General features: G+C 71.2%; 14 protein-coding genes. 11 read left to right on the top strand and 3 right to left on the bottom strand.

Translation table 11 applies throughout. The features are described from left to right. Both IEY86_RS22925 and IEY86_RS22920 read left to right on the top strand, forming a co-directional pair. Entirely contained in the window at window positions 1–3,576 is a 3,576-nt protein-coding gene (locus IEY86_RS22925; RefSeq protein WP_189133706.1) for a S1 family peptidase, read from the top strand. Between the two features lie 108 nt (window positions 3,577–3,684). Further along, window positions 3,685–4,638, top strand: coding sequence for a bifunctional riboflavin kinase/FAD synthetase (locus IEY86_RS22920; RefSeq protein WP_189133705.1), 954 nt, complete (start codon window positions 3,685–3,687; stop codon window positions 4,636–4,638). Window positions 4,639–4,784: 146 nt separating this feature from the next. On the opposite strand, the gene IEY86_RS22915 is transcribed toward IEY86_RS22920, so the two are convergent. Together IEY86_RS22915 and IEY86_RS22910 are read right to left on the bottom strand one after the other, a co-directional pair. Beyond that, complete coding sequence (locus IEY86_RS22915) at window positions 4,785–7,172, bottom strand: MinD/ParA family ATP-binding protein (protein ID WP_189133704.1); 2,388 nt, start codon at window positions 7,170–7,172, stop codon at window positions 4,785–4,787. 342 nt (window positions 7,173–7,514) lie between these two features. Continuing rightward, entirely contained in the window at window positions 7,515–8,360 is an 846-nt protein-coding gene (locus tag IEY86_RS22910; RefSeq protein ID WP_189133703.1) for a hypothetical protein, read from the bottom strand. Window positions 8,361–8,726: 366 nt separating this feature from the next. Between IEY86_RS22910 and IEY86_RS22905 the strand changes: the two genes are divergently transcribed. From IEY86_RS22905 to IEY86_RS22880, 6 genes are all read left to right on the top strand, one after another. Next, window positions 8,727–10,376: an outer membrane protein assembly factor BamB family protein gene (locus IEY86_RS22905; protein WP_189133702.1), complete on the top strand. Its 1,650-nt coding sequence runs from the start codon at window positions 8,727–8,729 to the stop codon at window positions 10,374–10,376. A 214-nt stretch (window positions 10,377–10,590) separates the two neighbouring features. Next, complete coding sequence (gene rpsO, locus IEY86_RS22900) at window positions 10,591–10,878, top strand: 30S ribosomal protein S15 (protein WP_189133701.1); 288 nt, start codon at window positions 10,591–10,593, stop codon at window positions 10,876–10,878. Window positions 10,879–11,321: 443 nt separating this feature from the next. Further along, a complete protein-coding gene (locus tag IEY86_RS22895; RefSeq protein ID WP_189133700.1) occupies window positions 11,322–13,553 on the top strand; it encodes a polyribonucleotide nucleotidyltransferase in 2,232 nt (743 codons plus the stop codon). Further along, window positions 13,550–14,944 (top strand): M16 family metallopeptidase, encoded by a 1,395-nt coding sequence (locus IEY86_RS22890; protein WP_189133699.1) that lies wholly within the window; start codon window positions 13,550–13,552, stop codon window positions 14,942–14,944. Before IEY86_RS22895 ends, IEY86_RS22890 begins: the two co-directional genes overlap by 4 nt. Window positions 14,945–15,008: 64 nt before the next feature. Then, on the top strand, window positions 15,009–15,782 hold the full coding sequence (gene dapB, locus IEY86_RS22885) for a 4-hydroxy-tetrahydrodipicolinate reductase (RefSeq protein WP_189133698.1): 774 nt from the start codon (window positions 15,009–15,011) through the stop codon (window positions 15,780–15,782). A 6-nt stretch (window positions 15,783–15,788) separates the two neighbouring features. After that, window positions 15,789–16,241, top strand: a complete 453-nt coding sequence (locus tag IEY86_RS22880; RefSeq protein ID WP_189133697.1) for a tetratricopeptide repeat protein — start codon at window positions 15,789–15,791, stop codon at window positions 16,239–16,241. 41 nt (window positions 16,242–16,282) lie between these two features. On the opposite strand, the gene IEY86_RS22875 is transcribed toward IEY86_RS22880, so the two are convergent. Beyond that, window positions 16,283–16,828, bottom strand: a complete 546-nt coding sequence (locus IEY86_RS22875; protein ID WP_189133816.1) for an SCO5741 family PH domain-containing membrane protein — start codon at window positions 16,826–16,828, stop codon at window positions 16,283–16,285. A 165-nt stretch (window positions 16,829–16,993) separates the two neighbouring features. On the opposite strand from IEY86_RS22875, the gene thyX reads away from it, so the two are divergent. The 3 genes from thyX to IEY86_RS22860 all read left to right on the top strand — a co-directional run bounded on the left by thyX (window position 16,994) and on the right by IEY86_RS22860 (window position 20,795). Continuing rightward, a complete protein-coding gene (gene thyX / locus IEY86_RS22870; protein ID WP_189133696.1) occupies window positions 16,994–17,752 on the top strand; it encodes an FAD-dependent thymidylate synthase in 759 nt (252 codons plus the stop codon). A 256-nt stretch (window positions 17,753–18,008) separates the two neighbouring features. After that, complete coding sequence (gene dapA / locus IEY86_RS22865) at window positions 18,009–18,911, top strand: 4-hydroxy-tetrahydrodipicolinate synthase (protein ID WP_189133695.1); 903 nt, start codon at window positions 18,009–18,011, stop codon at window positions 18,909–18,911. 198 nt (window positions 18,912–19,109) lie between these two features. Further along, window positions 19,110–20,795 carry a ribonuclease J gene (locus IEY86_RS22860; protein WP_189133694.1) on the top strand — a complete coding sequence of 562 codons (1,686 nt, stop codon included), beginning with the start codon at window positions 19,110–19,112 and terminating at the stop codon, window positions 20,793–20,795. Window positions 20,796–21,122 lie beyond the last annotated feature (327 nt).

Here is a 21,122-nt window from a genome sequence, read left to right as displayed (position 1 = left end):
ATGGCGGTGCGGCACGACCGTGCGAGCGAGGCGCTGGTGCGCATCTGCGACCTCGCAGGCCGCCCCCGCGGCACGGGATTCCTCGCCGACACCATCGGCACGGTCATCACCAGCCACGAAGCCGTCGACGGCCTCGCCCGACTCGTCCTCCACGGTCCCGCCCCCGGCGAGTCCCGCATCATCGACGCCTCCGCCGTCGTCCCCCTCCCCGACTTCGACATCGCCCTCGTCCGCACCGAGGGCATTCCCGCATCCCCGCTCCCCATCGCCGCCGCCGGCGGCGCCCGCCACATCGTCCTGGGCGCCGACCCCGACGCCGAAGCGCTCATCCTCGGCACGGCCACCGTCACCTACACCGCCACCGACCGCTTCCACCTCATCGCTGACGTCATGGAGTTCACCGCCGAGGTCCCCGGCGGCATCCGGCTCAACCCCGAACTCTCCGGCAGCCCCGTCATCGACCGGGACACCGGCGCCGTCCTCGCGGTCCTCGGCACCGCCCTCCACGCGGGGCCCGACAGCCGCCCCGACGGCGGCTTCGCCGTCCCCCTGCGCCAGGTCACCGCCCGCGCCATGGCCCGCCTCCTGGCCCGCAACGAGGCCACCGTCCCCGCCTACGGCCCCGACCTCAACCTCGCCGGTGCCCTCCAGCTCGCCGCCACCACCGTCGGTCTCCAACCCGTCGTCGAACGCTCGGAGCGAGCCGACATCGAAGAAGAACTCGACCACTTCCTCGACCCCGCTGTCACCGACACCCCGGACCGCACCGCCAACGACACCGCCAACCACACCGCCAGAGACACCACCAAGCGCACCACCAAGCACACCACCAACCACCACACCAAAGACACCGCCAACGACGTCCCCACCCCCGACGACACCCCGACCGCCACCGGCGTCCTTGTCCTCGGCCTCGTGGGCGACCCCGGCTGCGGCCGAACCACCGAGCTCGCCGCCCTCACCATCCGCCGCGCCCAAGGCCAGAACCCCGCCCCCACCGTGTGGCTGCGCGGTGCCGATCTCCACCCGGACGACCACGGCCTCAAGGACGCCGTCGAGCGGGCCCTCAGCGCCGCAGGCCGCATCGTCGCCGCCACTTCCTGCGTCCCCCTGCCTCCCGAGGGCGCCTGCCCGGACGCCGTCGGCCGCCTCGCCGAGGCCGGAGGGCGCCCCCTCCTCGTCGTCCTCGACGGCCCCGAGGAGATGCCCACCCCGGCCCTGGGCCTCACCGACTGGACGTCCGGCACCGCGGACTGGCTGCGCACATCCGGCGTACGGCTGGCCATCGCCTGCCGCCCCGAATACTGGGAGCACGCCGGGGCGCTCTTCCCCGCCCCGATGCTGTACCGGCCCCGCAACGGCGGCCCGCCCTCCTCCTGGCTGCCCGCCTGCGTCCGCGTCGGCGCCCTCTCCGCAACCCAGGCCGAACGCGTCCGCACCCGCCTCGGCGTCCCCGCCCACGCCCTCACCCGCCACAACGAGGCTCACCCCCTCGCCCTGCGCCTGCTGGCCGACCTGCGCCAAGCGGTCCCCGACCTCCCCAAGGACGCCACCCCCAGCCGTGGCGAGCTGTTCACCGCCCACCTCGACCTCGCGGCCCTCCGTATCGCCTTCCGCCTGTCCGCCGAATCCACGGCGAGCCCAAGCCCGACGCCACTGCGCATGCTGGCGCTGAAGGTCACCGGCCGGGTGCACGAGGCCGCCCGCCGCTGCCTCGGCCCCGGACAGGGCGGTCTGGACGCCGAGTCCTTCGAGGAACTCTTCCCCTGGCGTACCGGCTGGGCCTGCGCTGTGCTCACCGAAAGGCTGCTGACCCCCGCGGGCAGCGGCTACCGCTTCACCCACGAGGAACTCGCCGACTGGCTCCAGGGCCTGCACCTCGACGTCGACGAGGCCCTGGACACCCTCGCCCTCGCCGAACCTCCGGCCCCGCCGTCCCCCGACCCCCTGCCCCCGAAGCCCTCCCGCTTCCGCCGCGGCCGAAAGGCCCCACCACCCCCGGAAACGCGGCCGGCACCGCCAACCGCCCCCGTCCCCCGCCACCGCGCCGGACCCGTCGTCCAAGCACTCCTCACCCTCGACGAGACCCAGGGCCCCACCGCTCTCACCCCCCGCCTGGAACGCCTGGCGCAGGCCCTCGACGGCGACGGGACATGCCCCGAGGAATCCGCCTGGTGGGCCGCCCACCTCCTCGCCGGAACGCTCCTCAAGCTGCCCCACGCCGAGCGGTATCTCGACGTCCTCCACCTCCTGGCCCGGCAGATCACGGTCCACTCCGTCAGGATCGGAGGCTTCCAGAACGCGCCCCGCCTGCGCCGCTTCGAGCCCCGGTTCTGGATGGCGCTGCCCCTGCCCCTCCCCGAACGGGTGGAACTGCTCCGCCTGCTCCTCCCCGCCGACGCCCCGCCCTCGGAAGCGGGGGAGGACCGCTTCCTCGACGCCGCCGGCCGGTATCTCGCCGACGACCCAGGCGCCGTTCAGCCGCTCCTGTGCGAGTGGTTCGACGACGAGCGCCGCCTCCAGGCGGCCGCCACCGTCGCCGCCGCCACCCAGGCCCTGCTGCACACGCACCGCCGCCGCGCCGTCGACGACCTCACCGAGGCACTCGTCGCCGCCGCCCACCCCCGCGCCGACGAACTGCTCGCCGCCCTCGCCGAGGACGAGCCCTCCGCCGTCTGCCGAGCCGTCGACCGCTGGTCCCACGACGAGCGCCTCGAACGCCATGTCGCCGCCGGTGCCTACGGCCTGAGGGCCGCCCCGCACATCACGACCGACGCGGACCGCCGCCTGCTGCGCTACGCCGCCCAGATCCTGCTGGGCCGCAGTACCGACTGCTCCGTGCACGGCGCCGCCCTCTCCCTCCTGGTCCTCGACCCCGCCACCAGGTCCCGGCACCTTCCGCAGGCGCTGGCCGCGTTCGAGGCCGCAGACCCCAACCTCTGCGCGAGCGCGCTCGGCGCCGCGCTGTCCACCCACCCCGAAGAGGTCCTCGCCGCCTTCCAGGCCCGGCTCGAGAAGCCCGGAGCCGCCGTGGCCGACGTCCTGCGCGAGCTGGCCGACGTCCGCACCCCCGCCCTGTCCCGCCGCGCCGCGGAACTGGTCCGCGACTACCTCGACCTGCGCCCCGAGGGCGCCGTCCACGTCGCCGCCTACCTCGACCGCAGGCTCGAGCAGGGCCCCGAAGCCCGGGCCGTCCTCCTGCCGCTCGTCACCGGCCTCGTCCGCGACCAGCCCCCGGCCGTCCGCCGCTGCCTCGCCTCCGTACTCGTCACCCCGGGAGGGCGCGCCTCACGCCCGCTGCGCCAGGAACTCCTCGACGTCCTGCTCGAACACGAGCGGAACGTCGACGTCCTCGACGCCGTCCTCCAGGGCGCCGCCGAGCATGTCCAGGGCCGCCCGGCCGCGCTCACCCGCGAGCTGGTGCTCCGCGCCGCCCTCCTGCTGGGCCGCACCCCCGAGGGCACCGCCCACCTCGACCGGCGGCTGGGCCGGCTCGCGACCGTTTCACCCGCGTTCGCCCGAGGCACATGGGAGACCCTCTCCAGGTCGGCCGAGGCCCCGGCCGGGGTCGGGTGATGTCGCACACTGCTTCCGGGGATGCCTGCCGGTTCGGGACGCGGCCTGCGAGCATGGCAGTCTTGATCCTGCACAATGCGAAGTGGTTTTCATGGAGGAGCGGTCACAGTGCAGCGCTGGCGGGGCTTGGCAGACGTTCCCGAGGACTGGGGACGCAGCGTCGTCACCATCGGCTCCTACGACGGCGTCCACCGCGGTCACCAGCTGATCATCGGCAGAACCGTGGAGCTGGCACGCCACCATGGCGTCCCGGCCGTCGTCGTCACCTTCGACCCGCACCCCAGCGAGGTGGTCCGCCCCGGCAGCCACCCCCCGCTCCTGGCCGCCCACCACCGCCGCGCCGAGCTCATGGCCGAGCTGGGGGTGGACGCGTTGCTGATCCTCCCCTTCACGGCCGAGTTCTCCCTGCTCCCGCCGGAGGAGTTCGTCCGGCAGGTGCTCGTGGACGCGCTGCACGCCAAGGCGGTCGTCGAGGGCCCCAACTTCACCTTCGGCCACAAGGCCGCCGGAGATGTGGAGCTGCTCGCCGACCTCGGCACCAGGTACGACTACGAGGTCGAGATCATCGACCTGGTGATGCGCGGCGAGGCGGGCGGCGGCACCCCGTTCTCCTCGACCCTCACCCGCCGTCTGGTCGGCGAGGGCGACGTCGAGGGCGCCATGGAGGTGCTGGGCCGCCCCCACCGAGTGGAGGGCGTCGTCGTGCGCGGAGCCCAGCGCGGCCGCGAACTCGGCTTCCCCACCGCCAACGTGGAGACTCTGCCGCACACCGCCATCCCCGCCGACGGCGTCTACGCGGGCTGGCTGATCACGGACGGCGAACGCATGCCCGCCGCGATCTCGGTCGGCACCAACCCGACCTTCGACGGCCGGACCAGAACGGTCGAGGCCTACGCGATCGACCGGGTGGGCCTGGACCTGTACGGCCTCCACGCGGCCGTCGAATTCCTGGCGTACCTGCGCACCCAGGAAAAGTTCGCGAGCATCGACGACCTCCTGGAACGCATGGCCGCCGACGTCAAACGCGCCCGCGAACTGGTGGACACCTTCGACGCCCAGTAGCCGCCACGGGCTGCGGCGCCCGTGAGTCGGCGGCGGAGTTCAGCGGCGCCGACCGCTGCTGCCGACGCCCACGACGGCCCGGCAGCCTTCCCCGGTCAACCGTCTGTGCCCTCGCCTCCCGGCGAGGGCACAGACGGTTCGGGGTTCTACTGCTGCGGCGGGTAGCCGTACCCGGGTTGTTGCTGGGGCTGATCCGGGTCGTTTCCCGGCTGGTTGGCCTGGGGGTAGCCATAGGAGCCCGGGGCCGGGGGGTGCTGCCAGGGCTGCCCGGGCTGCTGGGGCCAGCCGGGGTTGGGCGCCTGGGGTGTGCCCGTCCGCGGGTCGGCCTGGTAGGGCATCGGCGGGGGCAGGTGCGGGGGCTGGGAGTTGCCGTCGGCCGTCCACAGGCCTTGGGCCTGCTGTGCGCGGGCGAAGTCCTCGGCCACCATCGCCGCGAGATTGAAGTACGCGTCCCGCGTCTTCGGCCGCATCATCGTCAGGTCCAACTCCGCACCGGCCGACAGGTGCTCGTCGAACGGCACGACCACGACACCGCGGCAGCGGGTCTCGAAGTGGGAGACTATGTCCTCCACCTTGATGATCTTGCCGGTCTCCCGCACCCCCGAGATGACCGTGATCGAACGCTGGACGAGCTCCGCGTAGCCGTGCGCCGAGAGCCAGTCCAACGTCGTACTGGCGCTGCTCGCGCCGTCCACGCTCGGCGTGGAGATGATGATCAACTGATCGGCGAGATCCAGCACCCCGCGCATCGCGCTGTACAGCAGGCCCGTTCCCGAGTCGGTGAGGATGATCGGGTACTGGCGGCCGAGGACGTCGATGACGCTGCGGTAGTCCTCGTCGTTGAACGTCGTCGAGACCGCCGGGTCGACATCGTTGGCGAGGATCTCCAGGCCCGAGGGGGCCTGCGAGGTGAACCGCCGGATGTCCATGTAGCTGTTCAGGTAAGGGATCGCGGTCACCAGATCGCGGATCGTCGCGCCGGTCTCACGGCGCACCCGGCGCCCCAGCGTGCCCGCGTCCGGGTTGGCGTCGATCGCGATGACCTTGTCCTGGCGCTCCGTTGCCAGCGTCGAGCCGAGGGCCGTGGTCGTCGTGGTCTTGCCCACCCCGCCCTTGAGGCTGATCACGGCGATGCGGTAACAGCTGAGCACCGGGGTGCGAATGAGCTCCAACTTCCTTCGGCGCTCCGCCTCCGCGGCCTTTCCCCCGATCTTGAAGCGCGGGCTGGGGTTCCTCTTCGGCTGCGGCTGCTTGCGCAGCAGCCGGTCCGAGGACAGCTCGACGGCAGCGGTGTAGCCAAGGGGAGCACCCGTGTGCGCCTGCTGAGGCGCGGGCCAGCCACCCTGGCGAGGATCGACCGGCGGCGTCGGCTGGGCCTGCGGCTGCTGTGTCTGCTGCGGTTGGGCGGGCGGCTGTTGCCCACGCGGCGGAGCCTGCGGGTGCGCGGCGGGCTGCTGCTGAGGCTGCTGCTGCGCCTGCCCGGGCCAACCCTCCTGCGGCTGGGCCTGCGGCTGCTGTGTCTGCTGCGGTGAGGCAACGGGCGGCCAGCCCTGCGGCTGGTCCTGCGGCTGGGACTGAACCGGCGGCGGTGTCTGCTGGTGCGGGAACGCGGGCGGCGCGGGCTGCTGAGGCGCCGGATGCGGGTGCGCCGCGTGCGGGTGCGCCGACTGCCGCGGTGCGGCGGCGGACGGCTCGGCGGCCTGGAACTGCGGGGGGAGCGGCGGGACCGCATGCTGGTTCCAGGGAGCATCCTGCGGAGCGTCGGAGGGCGCTGCGGGCGGATCCGACCAGGCCGGTGCCGCGGGCGCGGGGATCGCAGGGGGCGACGAGGCGTCACCCATGGGCAGGGGCGCGGGCTCCGGCGCCGACTCGGGGTCGTGCTTCGGCTCGTCGAAGGGCTCAGCCTTCGGCTCCGCCGCCGACCCGCCCCCAGTTGCCGATCCACTCTCAGCCGCCGATGCACTCCCAGCCGCCGACCCACTTGCAGCCTCCGGCTTGGGAGCACGCAGCGCCCCGAAGCGCACGGTCCCGTCGTCACGCAGAGGCGCCCCTACCGGAGCGGGCCCCGGCTCCGTCCTCCCGCTGCCCACCGCGGCGGCGTCCTCGCCGACGTCACCGCCGGACGCCTGGGCGGGCTCCGACTCGGGCTTGGGCGACGGGGGTTGGAAGGCCCCGAAGCGCATGGTGCCGTCGTCCCGGCGCGGTGCCGGTTCGGACCGGGGCTCCTCGGCCGATGTCCCGGACCCGGACTCCGGCTTTGTCTCCGGCGCGCGCAGCGCACCGAAGCGAACCGTCCCCTCGTCACGTCGCTGCGTCCGCCCCACCGCACTGTCCGACGGAGCCGGTGCGACCGGCGCGGGCGCCGACGGCGCAGGAGGCGGAGTCGGCGCCGTGGCCGGGGGCGGGGGCGCCACCGGGGCGGCACTCGCGCTCTGCATGTACCAAGCCGGAGGTGTGTAATCGGCGCCGGACCACTCCTCGTCCTCTTCGGGGGTGTTGTCACCCTCGTAGACGTCGTCCCGATCGCTGGTCACTGCTGCGCCTCCTGTACTGCTACTGCTTCTCCGCCCACGCCACATCCGGCACGTGGCATGCGCGCGGCGGGAGCCCTCCCGTTTTCAGCGGCCCTGTGCCCCCTGAGTGGTCCTGCCGCTGTATGCCCCAGCCTAATCATCCGTGGAGACACCACGGCAGGCCGCACCACGCCTCGTCAGGCGCGAAACGGCATGTGGAAGCCCTGATTCACGCCTGACGAAGCGTTTCGGTGGACCGTGCAACAGGTCCGTAACGAGCTGTTGAGGACGCGGGCGGCACCACCGGGTGACGGGCCGCGGGGTGTGGACGGGCTCGGCCCGAACGGCCGGAGGCTCGCGCCGTCAGTCCGCCGCGACCTGCATCTGATCGCGCAGCTCGATCGTCGCGTCCGCGTACTGGCGCAGATCGTCGCCGATGTCCGGCATCAGCTCGATCGTTCCGGGGAAGTAGGCGACGATTCCCTGAGTGCTGTTGTTGGCCCACGCGCAGATGGCGAACTGGGAGGCGTTCTCCTGGGAGAGGTCCTCCTTGGCGGAGTAGAGGTTGCAGCTGACCCTGACGTCCTTGGCGTCGGCGTTCTTGGACTTCGGGTCGAACGTCCTGGCCTGGTCGACGGGCACGAAACCCCTGCCGCGCACACCGTCCTTGAGCTGGCGCTTCATCGCCTTCGCGGGGTCCGATATGTCACCGTAGGCTCCGGTGACGACATAGAGCGGCCGATCCAGCCCGCTCGGCGTGTAGTTGGCGTTCAGCGGGGTCAGGCCGCCCTCCGCCTGGTACTTCTTCGAGGCCTTGCCGGTCGTCTTCTGCAGGGAGAACGGCTTGCCGTCGATCCTCACCTCCTTGGCCGCGCGCATCCTGTATACGGGGCCGTGGAGGTAGTCGTCGAGCAGGGGCAGGCCCACGATGCCCGCCACAACGAGAAGGGCGGTGGCGCCGGCGAGCACACCGAGGATCAGGCCGGTGCGGCGCCGGGGTGCGGGCTGCGGGGGACCCGGCGGCTGGAACTGCGGGGTCTGGGGCGGCGCCTGGTGCGGCGGGGCTTGCGGAGGCTGCGGACCCCACCCGCCGCCCTGCGGCTGCGGCTGCTGGTAGGGATTCGGCTGAGGATGCGGCTGCTGAGGGCCGCCGTACATCGGAGGCGGCCCGAATCCCTGCTGCGGAGGCTGCGGTTGGTGGTGGCTCATGGGGGGACGCATGCCCTTCTTCGTGGTCGGCCGCAATACGCTACATGGCGGGTCCGCGGGTGATTCCGGCCGGTGGTACACGCCCTCGCGGCCGTGCGAATACATCACCGCGGGCGGCGGATCCGCAACGCTCTTCACGGAGCTGCACGAGATCTCCGCAGGTCCTGCCCCCTCCACCCCGCGGCGGGGCCCGGGAGGGGCGGTATTGTCTCTGGCCGCTTGGCGGTCCTTGACGTCCATGCCAACCCCCGTGGGATGACGAACGGCTGACCCTGCACCAGCACCGACCTTTCACACCAGCATCGACAGCAGCCGCGCGCCCGCAGCGCGGATTCGGATGGGGACATGGCCGACGAGCCGACAGACATGAGCCGGAACCAGCAGCCGGGCTACGGCTATCCGCAGGTGCCGCCCCCGGCGCTGCCCGCGCAGCCGGTCCAGCCGCAGTGGAACCCTTACGCCCAGCCGCCGCCGTCATCGCCGCGGGCCCAGCAGCCCCACCCCCAGGGGCAGCAGCCCCTGCCGCCCCCACCCCAGCAGCCCTGGGCGGGCGGCTACAACCCCTACGCGGGCGACCCGCAGGCGCAGCCGTATCCGCAGCAGCCCGGGTCCCCCGTCCCCGGCACCCCCGCTCCCCGTGGCCGCCGCCGCGGAGTGATCCTCGGTGTCGTCGCCGGTGTCGTCGCGCTGGCCCTGACAGGCGTCGGAACCGTGTACTTCATGTCCGGCGACGGCGACGGCGACGGCGGCAAGGGCCGGAAGAAGGAGGCCGCCAGGCCCGACGGTCGGCGCCTCACCGCCGCCGGGAAGTTCGACGTCGCCGCCGACCGCTCGGCGCTGTGGAAGACCGAGTCCGGACCCACGCACGGACCGCAGAACCGGACCAGCCTCATCGGCGAGTGGGTGGGCAGGCGCAGCGTCGTGGTGGGGGATGTCTCCCGCCTCGTCTCGTACGACATGCGCACCGGGCGCCGCCAGTGGGAGCTCAAGCCCCCGGTCTCCGGCGCCAAGCCGTGCGAGATGTCCGACAACGCGACCTCCGAGGGCCTCGGCGCCGTGCTGTACCGCCCTGACGGGAGCTCGACCACCTCCCCGTGCACCCTCCTCGTCGTGGCCGACATGCGCACCGGCCGGGTCAAGTGGTCGCACGACGTCGCCCCCGACACCGACACCGGCTTCAGCGACCCCTCGGTCGCCGTGGACGCCAAGCGCAACCGCGTCTACGCGGCGACCGCGCACATGCTCTTCTCCTACGGCCTCAACAAGGGCAAGCGGTACTGGAAGGTCGGCGGTTCGAAGTTCTGCCCCCTGGAGGGGAAGGCCGCGCCGTCCGCCGTGGTGGTCGCCGAGCAGTGCGACAAGGGGACCACCATATTCGGGCTCGACCTCGGTGAGCGCGACAAGGCCAAGGCCGCGTGGAAGTACCGGGTGGAGGGCGGGCCGGGGGCCGAGGCGACCGTCGTGTCGGCCAGGCCCGCCGTGGCGATGGTCAATCCGGGCAGCGCGGCCGCCCGCGGCGGCATCATGCGGATCGACTCCAAGGGCCGGCCCGGCACTCGGATTCCCGTCGCCCAGCCGTTCGGCAAGCTCCCCGAGGCCGACAGCTCGTTCAACAGCCTGCCGAACTACACCTTCGACGGCTCGACCATGATCGCCACCGTGGGTCTGGCGCTGACGCAGGGCCGCTCCCACACGGTGGCGGCCTTCGACCTGTCCACGGGCAAGGAGAAGTGGCACCGCAAGATCGCCCCCGAAGGGCAGTCCCTCCAGGTGGTCGGCGTCAGGAGCGGCGCCGTGGTCGCCGCCGTGGGCAGCCGGGACACCTCCGCGCGCAGCCGCTTCTACCGGATACCGATCGACTCCGGCACACCGGTCAAGGGGGGCCGCTTCCCCGGGGGGACCGCGGTCTCCCCGGAGTACTACCGTGTGGTTGTCCGGGGGAACCTCGCCCTGTCCATCGCGGTGACCACCCTGGAGGGCCGGCCCCGCGTGACCGCCTTCGCCCCCACGTCGTAGACCGCCGCCCACCGGACGCCGCCTCGGCCGCCGACCACCCCGGGCTACGTCTGGTGAAGGCCCTGTCACCCGGCTGGTACCCTGATGGCGGCCGTATGCGTGTGCCCGGGTTCCGGGCGGCACCGACCGGCCGCACTCTCGCACGAGTCACCGAAGCATCCCTGTGAAGCAGACCAGGGGCACTCGGGCGAAAAGAGCCCCCAAAGGAGCCGCAGTGTCTCTCGACGTTGCAACGAAGAAGCAGATCATGGCCGAGTTCGCCACCAAGGAGGGTGACACCGGCTCCCCCGAGGTGCAGGTCGCGCTGCTGACCCGCCGCATCAGCGACCTCACCGAGCACCTCAAGACCCACAAGCACGACCACCACTCCCGCCGTGGCCTGCTCCTGCTGGTCGGCCAGCGCCGCCGCCTGCTGCAGTACCTGGCCAAGAAGGACATCACGCGCTTCCGCGCGCTGGTCGAGCGCCTGGGCATCCGCCGCGGTGCGGCCGGCGCCAAGTAGGACGCCGTGAAGGGGAGCGGTTCCCACGGAGGGGACCGCTCCCTTTCGCATACCGGCGTACCGCCACTCAGCCCCGGTTCCGATCTTGCGTCGTCCGGGCGTCAGAAGCTTTGTAGTCTGGAGCCGAGTGGCAGAAGAGATGCAGAACGCATAGAGCAGTGGTAGAGCCGTGGAGCACCAGCGGTGCTCCGGCGCGGCTCACAAGATCAACAGATCAAAAGAAGAGTCCCAAAGAAGAGGAGGGGCGTCCGCAACCGCCAGTGTCGGTGCCAGGAGGCGCCGGTCCTCGGTAGTGGCCCCCGGGTGTCGTGCAACCGTGCGAGATCCCGGAGGCTTCGATCGAAGACCGGCCCGGACGGAGCCGCAAGCCGGCAAGCGGGGACGCTCCGCCACGATCCTGGATCCCCCAGCGGGACCAGGATGGAAACAAGGAGATTTTCCTGGTGGAGAACGAGACCCACTATGCCGAAGCCGTCATCGACAACGGCGCCTTCGGCACCCGCACCATCCGCTTCGAGACCGGCCGTCTGGCCCGCCAGGCCGCCGGTTCCGCCGTGGCCTACCTGGACGACGAGACCATGGTCCTGTCGGCCACCACCGCCTCGAAGCACCCCAAGGACCAGCTCGACTTCTTCCCGCTCACGGTGGACGTCGAGGAGCGGATGTACGCCGCGGGCCGCATCCCCGGTTCCTTCTTCCGCCGTGAGGGCCGCCCGTCCGAGGACGCCGTCCTCACGTGCCGCCTGATCGACCGCCCGCTGCGCCCGTCCTTCGCCAAGGGCCTGCGCAACGAGATCCAGGTCGTCGCCACGATCATGGCGCTCAACCCCGATCACCTGTACGACGTCGTCGCGATCAACGCGGCCTCCGCGTCCACGCAGCTGGCCGGCCTGCCGTTCTCCGGCCCGATCGGCGGCGTCCGCGTCGCCCTGATCAAGGGCCAGTGGGTGGCGTTCCCGACCCACAGCGAGCTCCAGGAGGCCGTCTTCGACATGGTCGTCGCCGGCCGTGCGCTCGAGGACGGCGACGTCGCGATCATGATGGTCGAGGCCGAGGCCACCGACAAGACGATCAAGCTCGTCGAGGGCGGTGCCGAGGCGCCGACCGAGGAGGTCGTCGCCGCCGGTCTCGAGGCGTCGAAGCCCTTCATCAAGGTTCTGTGCAAGGCCCAGGCCGACCTCGCCGCCAAGGCCGCCAAGCCGACCGGCGAGTTCCCGCGCTTCCTGGACTACCAGGACGACGTGTTCGAGGCCCTCGAGGCCGCGATCACCGACGAGCTCAAGCAGGCCCTCACCATTGCGGGCAAGCAGGCCCGTGAGGCCGAGCTCGACCGGGTGAAGAATCTCGCCGCCGAGAAGCTGCTCCCGCAGTTCGAGGGCCGCGAGAAGGAGATCTCGGCCGCGTACCGCGCCCTGACGAAGAAGCTCGTGCGCGAGCGCGTCATCAAGGACAAGGTCCGCATCGACGGCCGCGGTGTCACCGACATCCGCACGCTGGCCGCCGAGGTCGAGGTCGTCCCGCGTGTCCACGGTTCCGCCCTGTTCGAGCGCGGCGAGACCCAGATCCTCGGTGTCTCCACGCTGAACATGCTCCGCATGGAGCAGCAGCTCGACACGCTGGCGCCCGAGACGCGCAAGCGCTACATGCACAATTACAACTTCCCGCCCTACTCGGTCGGCGAGACCGGCCGCGTGGGTTCGCCCAAGCGCCGCGAGATCGGCCACGGCGCGCTGGCCGAGCGGGCGATCCTGCCCGTCCTGCCGACCCGCGAGGAGTTCCCCTACGCGATCCGCCAGGTCTCCGAGGCGCTCGGCTCCAACGGCTCCACGTCGATGGGCTCGGTCTGCGCCTCCACCATGTCGCTGCTGAACGCCGGTGTGCCGCTGAAGGCACCCGTCGCCGGTATCGCCATGGGCCTGATCTCGGAGCAGGTCGACGGTGAGACGCACTACGTCGCCCTCACCGACATCCTGGGCGCCGAGGACGCGTTCGGCGACATGGACTTCAAGGTCGCCGGCACCAAGCAGTTCGTGACCGCCCTCCAGCTCGACACCAAGCTGGACGGCATCCCGGCGTCCGTGCTCGCCGCGGCCCTCAAGCAGGCCCGCGACGCGCGACTGCACATCCTCGACGTGATGATGGAAGCCATCGACACGCCGGACGAGATGTCCCCCAACGCCCCCCGGATCATCACCATCAAGATCCCGGTGGACAAGATCGGCGAGGTCATCGGCCCCAAGGGCAAGATGATCAACCAGATCCAGGAGGACACCGGCGCGGACATCACCATCGAGGACGACGGCACCATCTACATCGGCGCCGTCGACGGTCCGTCCGCCGAGGCCGCCCGCACCACGATCAACGGCATCGCCAACCCGACGATGCCCGAGGTCGGCGAGCGCTACCTGGGCACGGTCGTCAAGACCACGACGTTCGGCGCGTTCGTCTCCCTGCTCCCGGGCAAGGACGGCCTGCTCCACATCTCGCAGCTGCGCAAGCTCGCCGGCGGCAAGCGTGTGGAGAACGTCGACGACGTCGTCTCGGTCGGCAGCAAGGTGCAGGTCGAGATCGCCGAGATCGACCAGCGCGGCAAGCTGTCCCTCATCCCCGTGATCGAGGGCGAGGACGGCGAGAAGGACGCGTCCGACGGCGGCAAGGACGAGAGCGCCAAGTGACCTCCGGTTCCACTCGTGCGACGGCCCGTCCCTCTTCCGGGGGGCGGGCCGTCCCGCAGCCGCGCCCCGGCACCACCGAGACCCTCCTCGAGGGCGTCGACGGCGTCGGGACGGTCCGCCGCACGGTCCTGCCGGGCGGCCTCCGGGTCGTGACGGAGACCGTGCCGACCGTCCGCTCCGCCACGTTCGGCATCTGGGTCGCGGTCGGCTCCCGTGACGAGACCCCGGCGCTCAACGGCGCCACCCACTACCTCGAGCACCTGCTGTTCAAGGGCACCGAGCGGCGCAGCGCGCTCGACATCTCCTCCGCCCTGGACGCGGTCGGCGGCGAGATGAACGCCTTCACGGCCAAGGAGTACACGTGCTACTACGCACGGGTGCTCGACAGCGATCTTCCGCTGGCCATCGACGTCGTCTCCGACATGCTCACCGGCTCGCTGATCCGCCCCGAGGACGTCGACTCCGAGCGCGGCGTCGTCCTCGAAGAGATCGCCATGACCGAGGACGACCCGGGCGACCAGGTGCACGACCTGTTCGCGCACGCCATGCTCGGCGACTCCCCGCTGGGCCGCCCGGTCCTCGGCACCGTCGAGACGATCAACGCGCTCACCCGCGACCAGATCGCGGGGTTCTACAAGCGCCGCTACCGCCCCGAGCACCTCATCGTCGCCGCGGCGGGCAATGTCGACCACACCGACGTGGTCGAGCGGGTACGCCGGGCATTCACCGACGCCGGGGCGCTGGGCGACGAGAACACGCTCCCCGTCGCGCCCCGCGTCGGCAGCCGGGCGCTGAGCACAGCCGGAGCCGTCGAGGTCCTGGACCGCTCCACGGAGCAGGCGCACATCATCCTCGGCCTGCCCGGACTCTCCCGGCACGACGAGCGCCGCTGGGCGCTCAACGTGCTGAACACGGCCCTGGGCGGAGGAATGAGCTCGCGGCTGTTCCAGGAGGTCCGGGAGAAGCGCGGACTGGCCTACTCGGTGTACTCCTACACCTCCGGCTACGCCGACCTGGGCCTGTTCGGCATCTACGCAGGCTGCCAGCCGCGCCGTGCGGGCGAAGTGCTGAAGATCTGCCGTGACGAGCTCGGCCGCGTCGCCGACCACGGACTGAGCGACGAGGAGCTGAAGCGGGCCGTCGGCCAGCTGTCCGGCTCCACGGTCCTGGGCCTGGAGGACACCGGTTCGCTCATGAGCCGCATCGGCAAGAGCGAGCTGTGCTGGGGCGAGCAGCTGTCGGTGGATGACATGCTGCGCGAGTTCGCCTCAGTCACACCCGACCAGGTCCGCGAGGTCGCCGCCGAGGTGCTCGGGCAGCGCCCGTCGCTGGCCGCCATCGGACCCTTCAACGACAAGCAGACGGCCGCCCTCCACGAGGCCGTCGCCTAGCGCGCACCCCCGCAGAGGCCGCGCTCCGGCAGAAGCTCCCCGCAGAAGACTGAAACGAGGCAACGTGAGCACAATCCGCGTCGGCGTCATCGGCGCCCACGGCCGTATGGGCTCGGAAGCGGTCAAGGCGGTCAAGGCCGCGGACGACATGGAGCTGGTGGCCGCGCTCGGCCGGGGGGACAAGCTGGAGACGCTGGTCGAGGCCGGCGCCGAGGTCGCGGTCGAGCTGACCCGCCCGGACTCGGTGATGGACAATGTCGAGTTCTGCGTGCGCAACGGCATCCACGCCGTCGTCGGCACCACCGGCTGGACCGACGGGCGGCTGGCCACGCTGCGCGGCTGGCTCGACGCCTCGCCGTCCACCGGAGTGCTGATCGCCCCCAACTTCGGCATCGGCGCCGTGCTCACCATGCGCTTCGCTCGGCAGGCGGCCCGCTTCTTCGAGTCCGTCGAGGTCATCGAGCTGCACCACCCCGACAAGGCCGACGCCCCTAGCGGCACCGCCGTGCGCACCGCCCAGCTCATCGCCGAGGCCCGGCGTGAGGCGGGGACCGGACCCCAGCCGGACGCCACGACGACGGCCCTGGAGGGCGCCCGCGGCGCCGACGTCGACGGTGTGCCGGTCCACGCGGTGCGGCTGCGCGGCCTGGTCGCGCACCAGGAGGTGCTCTTCGGCGACGCGGGGGAGACCCTCACGATCCGGCACGACTCGATGAACCGCGGCTCGTTCATGCCGGGTGTCCTGCTCGGGGTGCGCCGCATCGCGCAGGCTCCGGGGCTGACCTTCGGGCTGGAGCACTTCCTCTTCGAGGACGAGCACGGCACGGACGCGGGCTGAGCCGTCATGAAGGCGAAACTCACCTTCCTCGGCCTGTCCGCCGCGCTGGTCTTCTACTTCTTCCTCGCGGGCAGCCGGGGAACGCTGCTGATCCGCGACGGCGGGCTGGTCACCGTCGTCCTCGGCCTCGCGGTGCTGGTGATGCCGCTGCTGGGGTGCTGGTTCCTCTGGCGGACGTTCCAGTTCGTCACCCGCAGCCAGAGACTGGCGGACGAGCTCGCCGCCGAGGGCGGGCTGCCGCCCGACGAGCTGGTGCGCCTGCCCAATGGGCGGATCGACCGGGACTCCGCGGACGCGGTCTTCGACCGCTACCGTGCCGAGGCCGAGGCCGCTCCGGACGACTGGCGCTCGTGGTTCCGGCTGGCGGTCGCCTACCGGGACGCCGGGGACACCCCCCGGGCGCGCAAGACGATGCAGCGTGCCATCGCCCTGCGCGCCGGGAAGGCCGCCCGGGTCTGAGACCGGTCCGACGACCTGGCCGCCGGACCGGGCAGGCACGCCTAGCGGGCCGGGTCCGCCCAGTCCTCTATGGCGTCGGCGGCCATGTCGAAGGCCTCGACGCGGCCGAGGAAGTCGGCGTTGTGGTCCGTCAGCAGGACGCGGGTCTCCCCGCCGTGCGCCGGGGTGAGCACGAGCGCCTGCCCCTGCACGGTCCGCGGCAGGCCCAGCCAGCGCACAGGCTGCTGTGAGGTGCGCACCTCCTGGATCCGCGCCCACGGCAGCGTTGTCGTGTAGAGCAGCCGCACATGCCGCAGGCCATCGGCGCTGACCCACACGCCGGTGCGCAGGATCCGCAGGGTGAAGGCGATGACCCCGGCGGTCGCGGCGACGATGACGCCGGCACCGTGCAGCTCACCGGACAGGCCGACGATCAGCGAGGCGAAGAGCAGGTACGAGGCGAGCATGAGCAGGAGCGCCGCGGCCGCGACCCGGTAGGGACCGGGACGGTAGGGGCGCGTCCACTGGTCCGGATAGGGGTGCGGCAGCACGTCGCCATCCGGCTGCTCGTCGTGGCTGCTGTCCGCGGTGAGGAAGGAGAGAGGCACGGTCTGGATCACCACTGCTTTCCACTGCGCGGGGTTTGACGCTCGGGGCGTGTTACTTCTGTGACCGGTGAGGTTATCGGCCCATGTGCTCGCGCGGCCACCGGGGAGCGCAGCGATTAGGCTGGGCGGCTGCCCCATGCGCCGCTTCTCGGAGAGGACCACCAGGTGACGAGCAATTCCCCCAGTGAGAGCGGGAGCGGTGCCGAGCCCCCCGCCACGTTCCGCAGCGACGTCACCGTCGAGCTCGTCAAGCACAGCGCCGCCGACTCCGACGTGCTCTGGGCGGCCCGGGTGTCCACGGCGGGCGAGCAGTCACTCGAAGAGCTGACCAAGGACCCCGAGCGCTCCAAGGGCCTGATCAACTACCTGATGCGGGACCGCCATGGAAGCCCCTTCGAGCACAACTCGATGACCTTCTTCATCAGCGCCCCGATCTTCGTCTTCCGCGAGTTCATGCGCCACCGCGTCGGCTGGTCGTACAACGAGGAGTCCGGCCGCTACCGCGAGCTGGAGCCGGTCTTCTACATCCCCGGCCCCGACCGCAAGCTCGTCCAGCAGGGCCGCCCCGGCAAGTACGAGTTCGTCGAGGGCACGCCCGAGCAGGCGAAGGTGACCGCCGAGGCGATGGAGGCCTCCTACCGGCAGTCCTACGCCGCGTACCAGGAGATGCTGGCGGCCGGTGTGGCCCGCGAGGTCGCCCGTGCCGTGCTCCCGGTGGGCCTGTTCTCGTCGATGTACGCCACCTGCAACGCGCGCTCGCTGATGAACTTCCTCTCGCTTCGGACCAAGCACCCGGACGCCACCGTGCCCTCGTTCCCGCAGCGCGAGATCGAGATGGTGGGGGAGCGGATGGAGGAGGAGTGGGCCAAGCTGATGCCCCTGACCCACCAGGCCTTCAACACCAACGGCCGCGTCGGGCCGTAGTGTCCGAATTGCGCGTTTTCGGGTAGTTCATCTACGCTTCAAGAACGGATTCCGGTACTGCTTGGACCCCCGAGCAGGCAGTACCGGGGTCCTCTTTCCTTCGGCTCCCTTCGGCGCTTCCCTGCCCCTCGGGAGGCATCCGGGAGGACCGGCCGGCCGGTGGCGGGCCCCACACACCCCCCGCCACCTGGAACGACACCACTTCACCGGTCCCCGAGGGGGCGCGCCCGCCCTCCCTGCGAGTAGCGTTGGACCCATGGCTCCGACCTCCACACCGCAGACCCCCTTCGGGCGGGTCCTGACCGCAATGGTCACGCCGTTCACCGCGGACGGCGCTCTCGACCTCGACGGCGCGCAGCGGCTCGCCGCCCATCTGGTGGACTCAGGCAACGACGGCCTGGTCGTCAACGGCACCACCGGTGAGTCGCCGACCACCAGCGATGTGGAGAAAGAGCAGCTCGTCCGCGCGGTGGTGGAGGCCGTGGGCGACCGCGCCTTCGTCGTCGCCGGAGTCGGCACGAACGACACCCGCCACACCGTGGAGCTCGCCCGGCAGGCGCAGCGCGCCGGAGCGCACGGGCTGCTGACGGTCACGCCGTACTACAGCAAGCCCCCGCAGGAGGGCCTGTACCGCCACTTCACGGCTGTCGCCGACGCCACCGAGCTTCCGATGATGCTCTACGACATCCCCGGCCGCAGCGGTGTGCCGATCCAGACCGAGACCCTGGTCCGCCTCGGCCGGCACCCGAGGATCGTCGCCAACAAGGACGCCAAGGGCGACCTCGGCCGGGCCAGCTGGGCCATCGCCCGCAGCGATCTCGCCTGGTACTCCGGCGACGACATGCTCAACCTCCCCCTGCTGTCCGTGGGCGCGGTCGGCTTCGTCTCCGTCGTCGGACACCTGGTCTCGCCCGAGCTGCGCGCCCTGGTCGAGTCCTACACCGCCGGCGACGTCGCCAAGGCCGCCGAGATCCACCAGCGCCTCCTCCCCGTCTACACCGGGATGTTCCGCACCCAGGGAGTCATCACCACCAAGGCCGCCCTCGCCCTCCAGGGCCTGCCCGGCGGCCCGCTGCGACTGCCGCTCGTGGGACTCGACCAGGACGAGACCGAGCAGATGAAGAGGGATCTGGCGGCAGGCGGGGTACAGCTCCAGTAGTGCCGGTGAGGCACCACCACAGACGTGCGCGCGCCGGCCAAGCACCGCCGAACGACCGGGCGGGACGGCCACGGCACGCGAATGAGAGAAAAGCAGAACCGACAACAGCACGCAGTTTCACAAGTGCACGAATGTCATGCGCGCCATGTGCCCTCGGGGGTCCCGGGGTCACGTGGCGTGCGTGGTGAGGAGAGACTTTTGAGCCATCCGCATCCTGAGCTCGGCCCGGCGCCGGAGCTGCCCGAGGGCGGCCTGCGCGTGACCCCCCTGGGCGGTCTGGGGGAGATCGGCCGGAACATGACCGTCTTCGAATACGGCGGTCGCCTGCTGATCGTCGACTGCGGCGTGCTCTTCCCCGAGGAAGAGCAGCCCGGGGTCGATCTGATCCTGCCGGACTTCACGTCCATCAGGGACCGCCTCGACGACATCGACGGCATCGTGCTCACGCACGGACACGAGGACCACATCGGCGCCGTCCCCTTCTTGCTCCGTGAGAAGCCGGACATCCCCCTGATCGGCTCCAAGCTGACGCTCGCCCTCCTCGAGGCCAAGCTCACGGAGCACCGCATCAGGCCCTACTCGCTGGAGGTCAAGGAGGGCCAGCGCGAGCGCATCGGACCGTTCGACTGCGAATTCGTCGCGGTCAACCACTCCATCCCGGACGCCCTCGCCGTCGCCATCCGCACCCCCGCGGGCATGGTCGTGCACACCGGCGACTTCAAGATGGACCAGCTCCCCCTCGACGGCCGCCTCACCGACCTGCCGGCCTTCGCCCGGCTCGGCGAGGAGGGCATCGACCTGCTGCTCTCGGACTCCACCAACGCCGAGGTCCCCGGCTTCGTCACCCCCGAACGCGACATCTCCCCGGTGCTGCGCCAGGTGTTCGCCCAGGCGGACCGTCGGATCATCGTGGCGAGCTTCGCCAGCCATGTGCACCGCATTCAGCAGGTGCTCGACGCGGCGTACGAGTACGGCAGGAAGGTCGCCTTCGTCGGCCGCTCGATGGTCAGGAACATGGGCATCGCCCGTGACCTCGGCTATCTGAAGGTGCCCGGCGGACTCGTCGTCGACGTCAAGACCCTCGACGACCTGCCCGACGAGGACGTGGTGCTCATCTGCACCGGCTCGCAGGGCGAGCCGATGGCGGCCCTGTCCCGGATGGCCAACCGCGACCACCAGATCCGCATTGTCGAGGGCGACACCGTTGTCCTCGCCTCCTCGCTCATCCCGGGGAACGAGACCGCGGTCTACCGGGTCATCAACGGACTGACCCGCTGGGGCGCCAATGTCGTCCACAAGGGCAACGCGAAGGTCCATGTCTCGGGTCACGCCTCGGCCGGCGAGCTGCTGTACTTCTACAACATCTGCAAGCCGCGCAATCTCATGCCGGTCCACGGTGAATGGCGGCATCTGAGGGCGAACGCCGAACTCGGCGTCATGACGGGCATTCCCAGGGAACGCACGGTCATCGCCGAGGACGGCGTGGTGGTGGACCTGGTGGACGGCGTCGCCAAGATCGTGGGCAAGGTCCAGGCGGGCTATGTCTACGTGGACGGGCTCTCCGTCGGTGACATCACCGAGGGCTCCCTCAAGGACCGCCGCATCCTCGGCGAGGAGGGGATCATCTCGGTCTTCGTCGTCGTGGACTCCAGCACCGGCAAGCTCGTCGGTGGACCGTATGTGCAGGCGCGCGGCTCCGGTATCGACGACTCGGCGTTCGCCGAGGTGCTGCCGAAGGTCGAGGAATCCTTGGCGAGGGCCGCGGCCGACGGTGTCGCGGAGGCGCACCAGCTCCAGCAGCTCATGCGCAGGGCCATCGGCAAGTGGGTGTCGGACACCTACCGCCGCCGGCCGATGATCCTGCCGGTGGTCGTCGAGGTCTGACGCCCCCTCGGCTCGCGCGACAGGCGCCCCGGGACCCCCAATGGGTGGGTCCCGGGGCGGATTTGCGTCTGGGACGCCGGACCAGTACGTTGGCACAACCGCCTCGCAGGGAGCACCGGACACGTGTGTGCCCAAAGAGGGGCGGGAATTCAGACCGAGAACCTCTGATAGAGTCTGAAACACGCCGAGGTCGAAAAGCCGAAGCAAAAGCAAGAATCCCCGCCGGCGGGAATCGGGTCGAGATAAAGATCTGATAAGCTGGAGAAACAAGAAGGGAAGCGCCCGGAGAGACCGGTGAAAGGGTCTTGAAGGAAGCGTCCGTTCCTT

It is taken from the genome of Wenjunlia tyrosinilytica, from assembly GCF_014646055.1.
Taxonomy (GTDB): domain Bacteria; phylum Actinomycetota; class Actinomycetes; order Streptomycetales; family Streptomycetaceae; genus Wenjunlia; species Wenjunlia tyrosinilytica.
This window is presented reverse-complemented; position numbering and strand designations above follow the sequence as displayed.

Bases quoted from the DNA above. Each gene is read 5' to 3' on its own strand.
- IEY86_RS22925 (WP_189133706.1), top strand. From the start codon at position 1: ATGGCGGTGCGGCACGACCGTGCGAGCGAGGCGCTGGTGCGCATCTGC.
- IEY86_RS22910 (WP_189133703.1), bottom strand. From the start codon at position 8,360: ATGAGCCACCACCAACCGCAGCCTCCGCAGCAGGGATTCGGGCCGCCT.
- IEY86_RS22905 (WP_189133702.1), top strand. From the start codon at position 8,727: ATGAGCCGGAACCAGCAGCCGGGCTACGGCTATCCGCAGGTGCCGCCC.
- IEY86_RS22880 (WP_189133697.1), top strand. From the start codon at position 15,789: ATGAAGGCGAAACTCACCTTCCTCGGCCTGTCCGCCGCGCTGGTCTTC.
- dapA (WP_189133695.1), top strand. From the start codon at position 18,009: ATGGCTCCGACCTCCACACCGCAGACCCCCTTCGGGCGGGTCCTGACC.